This window comes from Microcoleus sp. FACHB-SPT15, from assembly GCF_014849525.1.
In the GTDB taxonomy this organism is placed as follows: domain Bacteria; phylum Cyanobacteriota; class Cyanobacteriia; order Cyanobacteriales; family Coleofasciculaceae; genus Symplocastrum; species Symplocastrum torsivum.
In genome coordinates this window covers 201,076-215,771 of the sequence record NZ_JACJNU010000064.1, presented here as the reverse complement: position 1 = coordinate 215,771, position 14,696 = coordinate 201,076, and the positions used below count along the sequence as shown (strand labels likewise).

Annotated in this window: 8 protein-coding genes; 6 read left to right on the top strand and 2 right to left on the bottom strand. The window is 46.9% G+C overall.

What is annotated here, in order from left to right:
• The first annotated feature begins 27 nt into the window (after positions 1 to 27).
• The 4 genes from H6F98_RS28080 to H6F98_RS28065 all read left to right on the top strand — a co-directional run bounded on the left by H6F98_RS28080 (position 28) and on the right by H6F98_RS28065 (position 7,094).
• Positions 28 to 489, top strand: coding sequence for an orange carotenoid protein N-terminal domain-containing protein (locus H6F98_RS28080; RefSeq protein WP_192222016.1), 462 nt, complete (start codon positions 28 to 30; stop codon positions 487 to 489).
• A gap of 302 nt (positions 490 to 791) precedes the next feature.
• A complete protein-coding gene (locus H6F98_RS28075) occupies positions 792 to 6,107 on the top strand; it encodes a response regulator (protein ID WP_192222015.1) in 5,316 nt (1,771 codons plus the stop codon).
• A 76-nt stretch (positions 6,108 to 6,183) separates the two neighbouring features.
• Complete coding sequence (locus H6F98_RS28070; protein WP_192222014.1) at positions 6,184 to 6,438, top strand: hypothetical protein; 255 nt, start codon at positions 6,184 to 6,186, stop codon at positions 6,436 to 6,438.
• 395 nt (positions 6,439 to 6,833) lie between these two features.
• On the top strand, positions 6,834 to 7,094 hold the full coding sequence (locus tag H6F98_RS28065; protein WP_192222013.1) for a hypothetical protein: 261 nt from the start codon (positions 6,834 to 6,836) through the stop codon (positions 7,092 to 7,094).
• 169 nt (positions 7,095 to 7,263) lie between these two features.
• Here H6F98_RS28065 and H6F98_RS28060 read toward each other — a convergent pair whose 3' ends face one another.
• Together H6F98_RS28060 and H6F98_RS28055 are read right to left on the bottom strand one after the other, a co-directional pair.
• Positions 7,264 to 11,652 carry a CHAT domain-containing protein gene (locus H6F98_RS28060; RefSeq protein WP_242058729.1) on the bottom strand — a complete coding sequence of 1,463 codons (4,389 nt, stop codon included), beginning with the start codon at positions 11,650 to 11,652 and terminating at the stop codon, positions 7,264 to 7,266.
• 46 nt (positions 11,653 to 11,698) lie between these two features.
• The gene (locus tag H6F98_RS28055) at positions 11,699 to 13,117 is read right to left on the bottom strand and encodes a lectin-like domain-containing protein (protein WP_192222012.1); all 1,419 of its coding nucleotides are present in this window, start codon (positions 13,115 to 13,117) and stop codon (positions 11,699 to 11,701) included.
• A gap of 184 nt (positions 13,118 to 13,301) precedes the next feature.
• Here H6F98_RS28055 and H6F98_RS28050 point away from each other — a divergent pair, with 184 nt between their 5' ends.
• Together H6F98_RS28050 and H6F98_RS28045 are read left to right on the top strand one after the other, a co-directional pair.
• Positions 13,302 to 13,721: a BlaI/MecI/CopY family transcriptional regulator gene (locus H6F98_RS28050; RefSeq protein ID WP_192222011.1), complete on the top strand. Its 420-nt coding sequence runs from the start codon at positions 13,302 to 13,304 to the stop codon at positions 13,719 to 13,721.
• On the top strand, positions 13,721 to 14,563 hold the full coding sequence (locus tag H6F98_RS28045; protein WP_192222010.1) for a M56 family metallopeptidase: 843 nt from the start codon (positions 13,721 to 13,723) through the stop codon (positions 14,561 to 14,563). The genes H6F98_RS28050 and H6F98_RS28045 overlap by 1 nt, the downstream gene beginning before the upstream one ends.
• Positions 14,564 to 14,696 lie beyond the last annotated feature (133 nt).

Below are 14,696 nucleotides of genomic sequence, written 5' to 3'. Positions count from 1 at the left end.
CCATTAGTAATTCAATCGGAGATTCAAATGACTTTTGCAACTGACGATATCACAAAACAAACTCTCGAATCCTTTAAGGGCTTCGATGTTGATACCCAACTCGCTATACTATGGTTTGGTTATTTAGACATCAAAGACCAATTAGATCCAGCGAATGCAACTTCTGCACAAACAACTGCTGAAGCTGCATTCGATCAAATTCAAGCCTTATCGCCAGAAGAACAGCTACAGGCGCAGCGCGATATTGCTAGCTGTGCAGATACTCCGATCAGCCATACCTATAGCTCTTTAAGTTCCAGCGGTAAGCTGGATGTGTGGCTGCGTCTAGCACAAGGGATGGAAAAAGGAACCGTTATTCAGGTACCTTCTGACTACCAACTGCCCACTGAAACCCAAGAGTTTACAAATAGCGTCAAACAACTGGACTTTGAGCAGCGGATTAACTTCATGCGTAGTGCAGTGATCGCCATGGGTGCTAACCCCCAGTAAGACGCTAGATTCCAGAGCGCGTACAAGTTAGATTAAAAAATAGTAGGGTGGCATTTTTGTCCATCCTACTATTTGAATAAACTATGTAATAAATCTAGTCTTAATCAATTAAAATCGGAGTATTTTGTATTTAAATTACTTTTATTTTGTTCTATGTGTGTAAGATTTGGTTTATAAATCAGACATCTGCTATCTAAAAAAGATTTTTACAAAAACATCATAATTAGTTGTAGTTTCTTTAAGCCCTCTTTAGATAAAGAAAAAATTCTGAAGTATAACCGTAAAGAGGTTGGCATCTCCCAATGCAAGCACACAATGGAACTACTATGCAGCCTGACCCTGCCCTTGTTAATTTACCGTCCTTAGAGGAGCTAATCGCTTCTCATCCCCTAACGATTTCTCCTGAGACACCACTATTAGATGTCATTGCCTTAATGGGGAAAGGGGGAAAAACTAATGCTTTGTCCAGTGCTGCGTCAATTTCTCTTGTGGAGACTCAGCGCTTAGAAGATGCTATACCAAGGCAGACATTGATCGCTAATTACAAGTGTACTGCGCCATCGACTTGCGTCTTGGTGATGGAACAAGATTTGTTAGTTGGGGTATTTACGGCACAGGATTTGGTTCAGCTAACCGCTTGTGAGATGAACTTTAGGGAAATAAAGATTGCAGAGGTGATGACGCGATCGCCAATTACCCTGACTCTCTCGAAGTCCTGTAATCTTTTCACAGTACTATCGCTTTTTCATCAACATCAAATTCATCACCTACCTGTCTTAGGTTCTGAGGGTCAACTGTTGGGAGTAATTACCCCTGAGAGTCTATGTAGAAGGCTATCACCGCTCAAGTTCCTGAAATGGCAACAGGTAGAGACGGTGATGACAACCACAATTATTCAGGCTCTCTCAACTAGCTCTATCCTGAGTATCGCCCGCCTGATGGTAACTCATGATGTGAGCTACGTGGTGCTGACTCAGGAGAGGCGAGGTGATGAAGAGAGGGAGAATGGAGCGCAACACCTTGCTCCGACAAAAGACCAAACTGAGTTGCAATCGTTAATTCCAGTAGGGCTAATTACAGAACGCGACATTATCCAGCTTGTCCAACTCTCGCTGCTAGGGCTTGATTTGTCGAAAACTCAAGCGCATATGGTGATGAGGACACCCTTGTATGGCTTGAGTCCTGATGAGTCATTGTGGACAGCCAATCAAAAGATGCTGCACCTATGGCAGAGTGAACACTTAATGGTGTGGGAACAGCCAGAAAATTGGTTAGGAGTCTTCACTCAAGAGGATTTATTGCGATCGCTTGAGCCAATGCAACTGCTTGGCATAATTGAACAATTGCAGCAAACTGTCGAGGAAAACAAGGCAGAGGGCAGAGGGCAGAAGGCAGGAGGGATTTATCCCAATAGCGTGACGCGAAGCGATAGCGACGTAGGAGCGTCAGTGGTAGCGAGTCTACCCTACCCTTCGGGAACCCCTACTCTTTTGGAGAAGGCTGCGCCAACGGGGAACGGGGACGACTTCGTCGAACGAGCGTCTGCCGATGGTACGAGTCATATAGCCGAACCATTGCGGAGCAAGGGTCACAATCCCCCACCGAACAACGTTTTAGGGGTTCCCGTTCAGCAGGGTTTAGAATCCCCGCCTGCACAGAACCTTCTGCCCCTCCGGGGTGCTTCCTTGCCGGGACGCAGGTTCCTTTTCACCGCTCCCTCTGCCTTCTGCCCTCTGCCTTCCCTTCAACACCAACGTCTCCAAGAGGAACTCACAGCGGCAAAAGAACGTTTTGATCTAGTCACCCAAGCCTCGAAAGATGGTTTTTGGGACTGGAACCTCATAACTGGCGAAATTTATTACTCTCCACGCTGGAAGGAGATGCTGGGCTACCTTGACTATGAACTACCCAACGAATTGGTTTCCTGGGAAAAAGTCATCTATGAGGAAGATCGAATTGCGGCATTAAAGCTGATAGAAGATTACAACTGCGGCAAAGTCTCACGCTTTCTTGTAACGCAACGCTTCTATCACAAAAACGGCTCAACAGTTTACATCCTTTCACGAGCCACTCACCTGAAAGATGCCAATGGCAAAGTGATTCGTATGGTGGGTGCCCATACTGATATTACTGAGCTTTTCAACACTCAGGAAGCCTTGCGCCAAAGCGAAGAGCAGATGCGGGCGCTGCTGAATGCGATTCCTGACCTCATGTTTCGTCAACGAGTCGATGGAACGTATTTGGATTTCAAGGCGACAGAAAGTAATGTATTCATCCCAGCAGAGATAGTAATTGGAAGTAATATCAGCGACTTACCGATATCTGAAGAGGCAAAGAAGCATCATCTGCATCTTCTAGAAATGGCTGTCGAAATAGGGGAATTGCAGACGTATGAGCATCAATTTAAAAAGCCTGATGGCATCTATCACTATGAAGTGCGTATCGTCAAAAGTGGTGTTGATGAAGCCGTCTGCATTGTGCGCGATATCACTCAACGAAAGCAGGCAGAGGCGGCTTTGCGAGAAAATGAAGAGTTTTTACGCAGTATCTACGATGGCGTAGAAAAGTCGATCTTTGTTGTTGATGTCCTGGAGAATGGGGAGTTTCGTTATGTGGGCTTGAATCCGGCTCACGAACACCTGACAGGTTTGCGTTCAGAGGAGCTTCGTGGCAAAAGTCCTGAGCAAGTATTGCCCCTGGAGGCTGCTCAAACCGTGACTGAGCGCTATCGCACTTGTGTGGAGGCTGGAGCCACAATTTCCTATGAGGAATGTCTACCCTTCAAAGGGTTAGATATGTGGTGGTTGACGAGCTTAACTCCTCTGCGGGATGATAACTCCCGGATTTACCGTTTGATTGGGACTAGCACCGATATTACAGAACGCAAGAGTTCTGAAGTTGCGTTTCAGCAGCAAGCGGAACGGGAGCGTTTAGTTGGCGCGATCGCACTCCGAGTACGCCAGTCATTAGATTTAGAGGAGATTCTCAATACTACCGTTACGGAAGTGCGACACTTCCTCCAGACTGATCGGGTACTAATTTACCGCTTCAATCCTGACTGGAGTGGGATGGTTGTTGTTGAGTCTGTCACGCCTGAATGGAAGGCTGTTTTAGGAACGATGATTTCTGACCCTTGTTTTGAAAAATTTTACACCGAGAAATATCAACAAGGTCGTGTGAGTGTCATTGAGAATGTCCATAAAGCTGGTCTAACGCCCTGCTACGTTGACTTCCTGGCTCAGTTTCAGGTAGTCGCAAGTCTTACAGTACCGATTCTGCAAGGAGACAAACTCTGGGGACTGTTACTTGCCCATCACTGTGGCGAACCTCGGCAGTGGAAGTCTTCAGCCATTGAGTTACTACAACAATTGGCAACCCAGGTTGCGATCGCGGTTCAGCAATCGGAACTGTATCATCAGTTATCAGCCGAACTTGCTGAGCGCAAGCGAGCAGAAGAAGAATCCCAAAAAGCAAAAGAAGCGGCTGAAGCGGCAAACCAAGCTAAGGGTGAATTCTTAGCAGCAATGAGCCACGAAATCCGCACCCCGATGAACGCCGTTATCGGCATGACAGGATTGTTGCTCGATACGGAACTCTCACCACAACAACGAGACTTTGCCAAAACGATTCGCAGCAGTGGTGAAGGATTGCTTACGATCATCAACGACATCCTTGATTTCTCCAAAATCGAGTCAGGCAAACTCGAACTAGAAAAATACCCTTTCAAACTGCGTACCTGTATCGAAGAATCCCTTGACCTCCTCGCACCGAAAGCCGCAGAGAAGGGGCTAGAACTCGCCTATCTCATTGACCCAAAAACACCAACCACGATTTTGGGAGACGTTACTCGTCTGCGTCAGATTTTAGTCAATCTGCTCAGTAACGCGGTTAAGTTTACCAAGACAGGAGAAGTCACTGTTTCAGTTGTGGCTAATGTATTGGGGAATCGGGAATCGGGTGACGCTGGCATCCGGAGGTTCCCTCCGGATGAGGAAGCGCACCCGAAGGGAATTGGGAATCGGGAATTGGGAATTGGGAATCGGGAAGACACGGGAGACATGAAAGAAAAATCTTCCTTGTTTCCTCCTACTCCCTCCCCTCGTTACGAAATTCAATTCGCTGTTAAGGATACAGGTATTGGTATTCCTGCTGAGCGTCTAGGTCGCCTGTTCCAAGCCTTTAGCCAGGTTGATTCCTCGACAACGCGCAACTATGGAGGCACTGGATTAGGGTTGGTCATCTCCCAACGATTGAGTGAAATGATGGGGGGTAGAATTTGGGTAGAAAGTGAAGTGGGTCAGGGTTCGACCTTTTATTTCACCCTCGTCACGCAAGCGTGTGAGAGTCCTCAAGAGAATGAGCTTGATGTTCCCCAACCCCAGCTAGTCGGTAAGCGGTTGCTGATTGTGGATGAAAATGCAACCAATCGTCAAATTTTGACGATGCAGGGACAGTCTTGGGGAATGGTGATTCGTGTGGCTGAGTCAGGTTCAGAAGCTCTAGAGTGGCTGCGTCAAGGAGAACTATTTGACCTCGCCATTCTGGATATGCAGATGATAGAGATGGACGCGCTAAACCTTGCGGCGGAAATTCGCAAACAGCCCGGATGTCAACAGTTAATCTTAATCATGCTGACCACGATTGGGAAGCCAGAACTTAGCGATCGCATAGCGGGGTCAAATAGCCATAACTTTGTGAAGGATGATTTTCTGGCTTTCCTCAACAAGCCGATTAAACAGTCTCAGCTCTATGATGTCTTGATTGAGGCAATCGTCGGACAGCCCATCAAAGTTCGATCAACCTGCTCAATTTCCTCAAAGATTGACTGTCACTTGGCCCAACGCTTGCCGTTACGAATTCTCTTAGCCGAAGACAATGTTGTCAATCAGCAAGTCGGGCTACACCTACTACAACGGATGGGATATCGGGCGGATGTGGCAGGTAATGGCTTGGAGGTACTAGCGGCACTGCGCCGTCAGCCTTATGACGTGGTACTTATGGATGTACAGATGCCGGAGATGGATGGCTTAGCAACTGCACGTCGCATCGTTAGTGAATGGTCACTTGCTCAACGTCCTCGGATTATTGCGATGACAGCCAATGCGATGCAAGGCGATCGCGAGATGTGCCTGGACGCAGGCATGGATGATTATGTTAGTAAGCCGATTCGTGTGGAGGAACTCAGTCGCGTCTTGAGCAACTGTCAAGTGATTCAGGAGCGTCTTGTTCCTACGGTTGAAGTCGAGCCAGAGTCTGTAGAAGGAGAGGCGTTTGACATTGCGGCATTTCGAGAAGTCCAAGAAATGCTGGATGAAGACGAAATCTTGATCAAGGTAATTGATCGCTATTTGGAAGATACGCCAAAGTTGTTGCAGTCGATCGCTACATCCATCGCCCAAGAAGATGCATCAGAGTTGGAGTGGGCAGCTCACTCCCTTAAGTCAACTAGCGCCATGCTAGGTGCGAAAAGCTTTGCCCAACTTTGCGGGGACTTAGAAGCGATCGCCCGTACAGGTACGCTTACTGATACACCAGTAAAAGTATTACAGGCGAAAACGGAGTATGAGAAAGTGAAAACGGCTTTGCTGGCTCAACGTCATCAGCTTATCTCAACGTGATAAGCAGAAAGAGGGAAGTCACTTCTTCTAAGATTTGCTTTCTTTAGGGAATCGCGGTTTAAAGGAGAAGTTTTAGATGACTCACGATCACGCTACTCGAACAGAACACGACCACATTACGAGAGCAGAACACAATAGAATCACTCGAAAAAACCTTATTTCCAGTCTCGCTACTGGTTTAGTGATTGGCATAATTGCAGGTGCGCCTTTAGGTTGGTTTGCTCATCGAATCTACTATCAACAGCGAGCAGGTCAAGTCTTACTTTGTCGCCAGCAGCATCTAGGTCAACCCGAAGCCGAACTTAAGCAGTTGTGTGGTGACGCCTATTAACCAGAGGGTTTTATCCCATCACATCCTGTTGTACCAGAGTGATGACAACAGGATGTAATGGGGAAAGGCATGATTATATTGCAGCATGGCGGAAATAAGTGACCAGTTAACAAAAGAGCCAAAACTGAGACGTATAAGCCTTTCGACCTTTTGCCTTCTGTCCCCTTCCTTCTGCCTTCTTGCAATATTCCTTTTCCTTTTACCTTCTTCCCGTACCTGTAGAAATAATTTTGTATTACTAACTCCTAACTGAGGTAAGCCTAAAGGTCGAGAGGGAGAGGCATGATGTGTCCAAAGATACTACTCTAGACCTATCTCCTCGGACAGTTCTTATTACATATGTATGACGGTCATTACAGTAAGTGGACAGACTAAAAAGCTAAGGTTTATTGTTTGTGGTTTCGCCCTGGCAACTTCCACTCCCAAAAGGGGAGCAGACAACTCTTCAAGTTGTGGTTTATTTTTACAGCGACAGATGGATTCCCATTCCCTGCTTCTGCTTGAGTGAGGCGCTTGCGCTTTACCGTAAAGCATTGCGTCAAGGGAAGGAAATTGTTGTGTTTCCTCCTGGTTTAAACCTTGAAACTAAAAATATTCTCTTAACTGAATCGCCTTGTTGGTTGAATGACCTCGCATCTCAGTTAGCTTGTGGTTAAACTGACTTGACTTGGTGTCTCAAACGCCGAAAATGTGGCATTCTCACGCCGTACAAACAGTTAAGCTGATGTGCAGAAAACATTGCATAATCCTCTTCCGGGCTTCCCTTAGCTCCCACTATGCAACTTGAATGCTGAGCCAGCTTATCACCTTGGTATTGAACTCTAGTTACCAGGGGTTGCCAATCATTGTGAAAGCACTCCAGTAGTAGGGATGAGAAAAGGTTTGGTCTCCTAGCTTGGCTATCTCTGGCGGTAACGGGAAGCTGCCCCAGCTTGTAACAAGCTTTCCTCCGTGCGATCGCACTTCACCTCTGAGCATTGCTAATTGTGTTCGCCGCAGTGCTTCGGCTTTAATTGGAGCTTCTCTCAACTCCTTATAAAATTCAGTGACTAACCCCAATGTTCCTTGATCACTAACAGACCATAGACTTCCCAAAACCGATTTAACTCCAGCTTGTACTGCCAAACCGGCAAATCCCAGTTCGACATCTTCATCACCTAAAGCAGTACGGCAAGCACTCAACACTAACAACTCTACTGGTGGTTTATTTAGTCCTAACTGTCTCAACTGATCAAGTCGCAGTTTGCCATCCCATAGCTGGATATAAGAGTTACTGGGATTACTGGGTTCATATTCGGCATGGGTCGCTAAATGAAGAATGCCGAAATCTCGTGAAGAGCGACCTTTTTGAAGATTGGATAGTGTGAATGCTTTGTTTAGAAAGGATTGACCTTGCCACAACGAGCTTGTGATTATAGATAGCTCCAATGGTACGGCAGGTAAGGAGTCTTGGTCGGTGAATCGGTCAGCTCCCATTGCTAAGACAGTGCTGTTCTTTACATCCACGTAACGAGTATCAGTGAGACTCAGACTGGGCATTAGACCAACACTGTATCGTTCGACAATAAATCCCTTGTCATCGTGAATAGCTGCTAGAGGGATGCTGCGTAATCCAGCATCCATAATGTAAACCAGGTTCTTAATACCCAACTGTTGTAAGTCTTCTTCCAGGGGGGCTAAAAGCCACTGATACATCTGTTTGGCTGGGGCAAGGTAACTACGAGGTCTGATTAAATTGATCGCCGAAGTGCGAAACTCTTTTGCTTTTGGGACAACTACAGCTCTAGTAGCATTCAGTGACTTGCGAATTGGGTAGCCTTCTGCTGTGATGAGAATCAGTTCCAATTGATCACTAGGGCTGGGAACCACAGGACGCAACAAGGAAGATTGCACTATCCCTGAAGAATTCTGAGTGCGACTGACATCAGAAGTGGGGGCTGAGGTGATGGTAGAGGGAAAAAATACAGCATAGATGAGAGCTGGTTTAACACCAGTAGCTTTCTCTATATTGCGTAGGGTATCTTGTGCTTGGGCTAAAGTAATACCTCCTGTCTCACCCAGTCCAAGAGCTTGGTTGAAATCGCCACTGAGTGACCGATCAATCTCCAGTCCATCAAAATTATTATTTTGAATCGGTGGTAGTAGGTATCGCTCTTCTGGTAGCTTGCTCAAGTCAACGAAATTGATGTCGGGGTCAGACTGTGTGGGTGGGGTAGTAGGAACAGTAGGAGGAACACTAGGCGGGTCAACGCTAATAATTTGAATATTGCCTAGTCTGTAGGTGTAGAGATAGGAGCTAAAAGAGGGAATTGTGAACTCGCCACTGGTAATTGCACTAGCTGTACCGTTGGTGCTAGCACTGCCGACATCAAACGGTGTTTCTCCATTTCCTCCATGCCGAATCGTGATATTCCCGCCACCGATACCTCCAGTGCTGGAGATACTCGCCTCAATTCCGTTGCGATCGCTAAAAGTTTCTGTAGCCTGGAAAAATTGTTCTGTAGTGACATTAACCTGACCGCCTCTGCCACTACTGCCACCTTGGGCCTTGATGGAATTCACCTGAATATCACCAATTCCGTCAAGCGTGACATCCCCACCATCACCCAAATTGCCGCTAGAATCAATTGCTCCTGTACTGATAGTTTGTTCGGCGTTGATGGCGGTCGAGCCGCCGCTAGCTCCGGAGCTAGTAAGATTGCCTGTGGAGATGTTGCCAGTGCTACTGGTAAGGTTGATGGCTCCACCTAAACGACTCGCCCCAAAATAACCTTGAGAGCGACTATTTATACTGTCTTGAATAGTGGTAATGTCATCTCTAGCCGTTAAGGTAATTGCACCACCATTACCAGAATTTCCTGAGCCGCCTTCTACAGTTGCAAGAGAAAAAGACCAGATTCTGCCGTTGGTAGTGATGCTGCCATTGTTCGCTGTGAGGCTAATCGTGCCGCTATCGCCAGAACTGCCAAAGTTAGACTGAGACGGAGATAATAGTTCGCCTGTGCTGATACTGCCGTTGTCGGAAATTAGAGAAATTGCGCCACTGCTACCACTATTACCAGAAACGTAATTCAGCGCACTCGTCTCTACCCGATCCGTAGTGATGTTACCGTTAGACGAAATTGCGATCGCGCCACCATTCCCCGTACCACCAGCCGCAGAATTTAAACTACCTGCTGTCGTATCAATCGCTCCTTGAGTGCTGGTAAGAGTGATACTATTTCCATTACCTGCACCAGAAGAGGCGTAGGAGTACAGATTGCCAGTTGTAATACTACCGTTTGCGAAAAGTGCGATCGCTCCGCCATTACCAAAAAAAGACGCAGAGTTCAAATCTCCTGTTGTTGTGTCAATCGCTCCCTGAGTACTTGTGAGGGAGATGTTTCCTCCGGTACCCAGATCATACGAAAAAGAGAAAAGATTACCAGTAGTGATGTTACCTGTAGCAGAAAGACTGATTGCTCCTCCGTCATTCAAAGAAGCAGTATTAATCTCTCCAACGGTTACATTTGCTCCTGAAATTGAGACATTTCTCCCTTCTGCGAAGATAGAGTCTCCCGAATTCATAAAAAAAGAGCCAACGCCACTGTTATCGGCATCTGCCTGAAACGTAATTGAGCCAGTACCAGTGTCAAAGCTGAGAGCATTATCAGCTAAGTTATCAATCGTGATGTCGTTAGTTGCTTGCAGGATGACATCAGCATCACCTGATAATTCTTCAAGGGCAGTTTGGGAAATGGTGTAGGAGACAGCACCACCATCTCCTTGCAAGATTTGATTGTCTGCAATGACACCATCATCTGTAGAACCCGTACCGTTAATAATCGTGATATTAGTTGGGTCTAACAGCAAGGTGCCGAAGCTACCATTTGCTGCACTCAAGTCAACAGCACCTTGGAAAAGTAGGTTTTGCTTACCCGATACTTCTACAAAACCACCATCACCAGAATTCAGTCCTCCACGGGCACTAATATTGCCAGAGAATCCTGTAATCTCATTTGCCCAGAGGATGATGCGCCCACCATCACCATTAAGCAATCCATCTGCATTAATAACTGAGTCGCTACTGACAACTGTGCGAGAAGCATTTGGCACTGTCCCATTGCCCTGATACTCTCCACCAATTCGCACCGTTCCACCGCCAAGAGTACCAGCCGCGTCAATATCTGCACCCAGCAACCCAACCTTGTTACCCAAAACATTCACTTCACCTCCCATCTGCCCATCAGTTGAATTCGAGGTGTCGAGTCTACCGGAGACAATTACCGTTCCTGCTTCAGTTGGGATAGTTGTACCAGAATTCGTCAGTTGCACTGCACCAAGCAAAACACTGAGTTCTGTCTCCACACTTCCTGCTACCCCTGTTAGTAAAGTCGGTAAATCCAGAGGAGTAATTGGCAACTGTCCAGCATTGTCACGAGGCGCTTCAATCTCCAGACTTAGTAGGTGTCCGGGTTGGCTAATCCGGACTAGGTTTTCACCTGGAACGGCTGTTAGAGTAATGGTTCCGGATGGTGCTGCTAGTTGTCCAGTATTAATTACGATGCCACCTAGTAGCGTTAAGTTCTGCTGTGCTAGTACGGCTAGATTGCCAACAGTGATAATGCTTCCGGGTTGGGACAGGTCAAAAGCAAACTGTGTAGGGGTGTTAATTAGGTTTTGGTAGTCATTTTCACCAAAGGCATTAAACCAATTATTTCCACTAAAGCCAATCCCGGTAGCCGTGGTTGCAGTAAAGTTGGCTGGTACATTGAGAGTCGCATTTTGACCAAAGACAATTCCAGCAGGATTCATCAAAAATAAATTTGAGTTGCCTCCACTCACCTGAATCAAACCGTTAATAATCGAGGCATCACCACCAACAACCCGTCCTAGGATATTAATAATTTCAGGCTTTGACAGAAAATTGGCAATCTGACCCGAATCAAGCTCAAACTGCTGGAAGCTATGGAAGAGATTGGCACTATCTCCAGACAGAGAACCACCTGAAATGTTGAATTGGTTGCCGTCTTGAGTAACCAGTGTACCAGTGCCATCACTAGCGGGTGCGATCGCTTGGGCATACACTGGCTTTGGAGTGATAGCGGCGATTAAGCCAAGGGCTGCTAGCGTTAGGGTAGCTTTTCTCAGGTATGAACACGCCTGAGCGAATTCTAGAGAATTAAATACTACCAACTCCATTACACAAGTTGAATTGACACAAAAATTTTTCATTTAGTAGATAAGCTTTGTCTAGCACCAGACTCTAAATAGTGGAAGATTAAAACTGACAGATATCTCCTGCTCGGTTGCAAATTGGTGGTGGCGGCGGCAGCAAGTTCGATGTCTGAGCCGTGTTATTATTCGGATTCTCATCGGCTGTCGTCGAAACAGTTGCCGTGTTGAGGTAACTCCCAAGCGTAGGAGGCACGTTAACGGTGAGAATGACTGAGCGACTCTCTTCAGGCTGGATAGCTGGATTGTTTGCCTCTGGAGAATAGATACAAGTAACGGTTCTCTGCGGGTTTTCTGAACAGCTCCAGCCATCACCAGTAAATGACGCAAGTCTGAAGCCTGGAGGTAGAGTGTCTGTAACTGTAGTGGGGCTATAAGTTGGACCATCACCCACATTCTTTACCGTCAATCTGTATCGACCCGTTCCCCCTGGAGTGAAAGACGCAGGAATTTGCCTCTTGCGTAGCGTCAAGTCAGGCGTAGGGATATTCTCGATCGTTGTAACTGTAAGGTTTCGGATTTCATGAATGTTCGTTGCATCTCCAGTTGAACCCGCAAAACCAAACTTGAACGAGCTAGGCACAGAAGCTTGTCCAGGTGCTGCTGTCAAGTTGATTGGGTCAAGAACTTGTTGGAAGTTGTTTCCCGTCCCGGTAAAGTCTAGCTCGACTGATATGGTATTATCCTCAGTCAGCGTAATCCTGAGCCTTCGTTGTGCCACCTCACGATTGGGCGCATCGGGTTCGTCAATACCCTGAGGGAGAACACCGGAATTTTCGAGATAGCAATATCCAGTATTTCCATTACCCGAACCCCTGAGGGTGACAGAATCAAGTACTCTGGTGTTTCCTGTTCCAAAGGGAGACGTAACAGGACAGCCTGCACCACGTCCCTCGTTATCATTGGCAAAATTTCCGTACTCATCTAGTCCGACACCAACATAGCCATTGGTTAAACCTGGGGGATTGCCTCCTCCGGTTCGTTGAGCGTAGCCAAGTGAGCCACCAAAAGCACCAGGCTGAGGATTAGTAGTTTCGCCACTGAATAAGAAAAAGGTGACTCCATCTGCTGTACTGGGAGGATTGCCAGTTGGGATACCACCGTAGGCGAAGTAGTCGAAGGTAATTACTAAACCTGACCTTGAAGGAATAGTGAAGTCGTAGATACCAAAGGCTGCTTGCCCTGTTTCGTTTGTCGTGATTCTCAGCGCTCCTTCTCCCTGTGGATCAGGTTGTGCAGGATTACAGGCTCCAATTGAACCAAGCGGAGTAAATGCGTCTCCTGCTGTTAAACAAGGAAAGGGGGTTGCTGGGTTAGCCACACCAAGTGACCAGCCAACAGTGGTGTTGTCATTAAATCTCTCTTCAACCAGAGTTGTTTGAGCAGCCGTTGGTGAACTTCTAGCTGTGAAAAACGTTGTAAAAGCTAACCCTGCAATTAGTAGATTACTTAATTTATTCTCCATGCTAAAAAACTAAGCATATCCAAATCAGAAGTCTTTGTATCCATTTCGTCAAAAGTTGAAACTCTTTGAACCTTTGTTAACTTTTGGGAGTCTATAGGGGGACAGAGGATAGCCTCACTGCTCGATACTTTAGAGTAGGCTCTGGTTGCACTGCCTGAGAAACCCCTTACACTCAAAATGACGAATGACTCCTCTGCCGAACTATCGTCCAAAACAACTCTCACTTGGCCCTTTAGAGACTGAAATCTTAAATATCGTCTGGGAACTGGGTTGTGCCACCGTTAAGGATGTGCATGAACGGATTTTGGCTGACCCGGATCGGGAGTTGGCTTATACTTCCGTGACTACGGTGCTACGTCGCCTCACCCAGAAAGGTTGGCTGGTTTGTGAGAAACAAGAGCGTGCTTTCTCTTGGCAACCTCTCATTTCTCGTGAAGAGGCGCAGGTAATCAAAGCTCACGATCAGCTTAATCAGTTTCTTGCTGTGGGTAACCCGGATGTTGTTGCTGCCTTTGCTGATAGCTTGGATGCAGCAAGCTTAGAGAAAATCGAAGCGATCGCACTTCGCCTAAAAGCCGCACGTCAAGCGAGGGAGGAGCAATAATGCATCTAGTTATGATTCTGGTGGCATTAGCCTCAGCTTGCTTACTCCGATGCACTTGGTCTGAACCTAGTGGAAACTGGACAACACGCTGGCAGCGATCGCTTTTATTATTTCTCTTGCCGCCTCTTTTACTCCTAATCACGGCTCTTGCTGTGCTTTGCATGGGACCACAGGGACAAATGATTGGGCTGCACACCGACTGGTTCAGCTATTGTCTCGCTCTCACCTATGTAGGGATGTCCATCTTTTTCGGCTTGCAGTTAGCCGCTCAAGGGTGGCAGTCTCTGCAACACATTCGCAATTATCCCCAAATTGACCTTGACGGTAAGCCAGTTTATCTTGTCGATAATCCTGTTCTGTTCAGTGCCCAGATCGGCTTTTGGGAGCCATCTTTGGTTGTCACACAGGGACTGTTGCAGGCTCTCGAACCGGAGCATCTTGAAGCGGTACTGACTCACGAGCAAGCTCATCACTACTACCGGGATACCTTCTGGTTTTTCTGGCTAGGCTGGTTACGACACTGTACTTCCTGGTTGCCGAATACAGAAGCGTTGTGGCAGGAACTCCTGGTATTACGGGAACTTCGTGCTGATCGTTGGGCAGCAGAGCGTGTAGATAGCTTGCTGCTGGCAGAATCGCTGCTGATGGTGGCAAGCGCCCCAGTAATAGCCTCAGAAAGTTTCTGTGCTGCCTTTAGCTGTGCGGCTCCTCGCAATCGTTTAGAAGAGAGGATTGAGGCACTTTTAGGGGAACCAGAAACATCAACGCCGTCAAGCTCGTGGACTTGGAGTTTGGTTCTCTTAGCGTTGCTGCCTTTGGTTGCTGTGCCATTTCATAGTTGAGAGTTGAGGGAAGAACGCGATCGCTCCTCAACGCCATCTTTTTTAGTGATGTTGGTAAATCAAGCCTAGCCTCGGTTACTCTCATAACTTCTCACTCAAACTTAAGAGGTAAATTTTTGTTACTTAATACTTC

Coding starts and splice junctions, on each gene's coding strand:
- H6F98_RS28080 (WP_192222016.1), top strand. CDS start 28: ATGACTTTTGCAACTGACGATATCACAAAACAAACTCTCGAATCCTTT.
- H6F98_RS28075 (WP_192222015.1), top strand. CDS start 792: ATGCAAGCACACAATGGAACTACTATGCAGCCTGACCCTGCCCTTGTT.
- H6F98_RS28070 (WP_192222014.1), top strand. CDS start 6,184: ATGACTCACGATCACGCTACTCGAACAGAACACGACCACATTACGAGA.
- H6F98_RS28060 (WP_242058729.1), bottom strand. CDS start 11,652: ATGAAAAATTTTTGTGTCAATTCAACTTGTGTAATGGAGTTGGTAGTA.
- H6F98_RS28055 (WP_192222012.1), bottom strand. CDS start 13,117: ATGGAGAATAAATTAAGTAATCTACTAATTGCAGGGTTAGCTTTTACA.
- H6F98_RS28050 (WP_192222011.1), top strand. CDS start 13,302: ATGACTCCTCTGCCGAACTATCGTCCAAAACAACTCTCACTTGGCCCT.
- H6F98_RS28045 (WP_192222010.1), top strand. CDS start 13,721: ATGCATCTAGTTATGATTCTGGTGGCATTAGCCTCAGCTTGCTTACTC.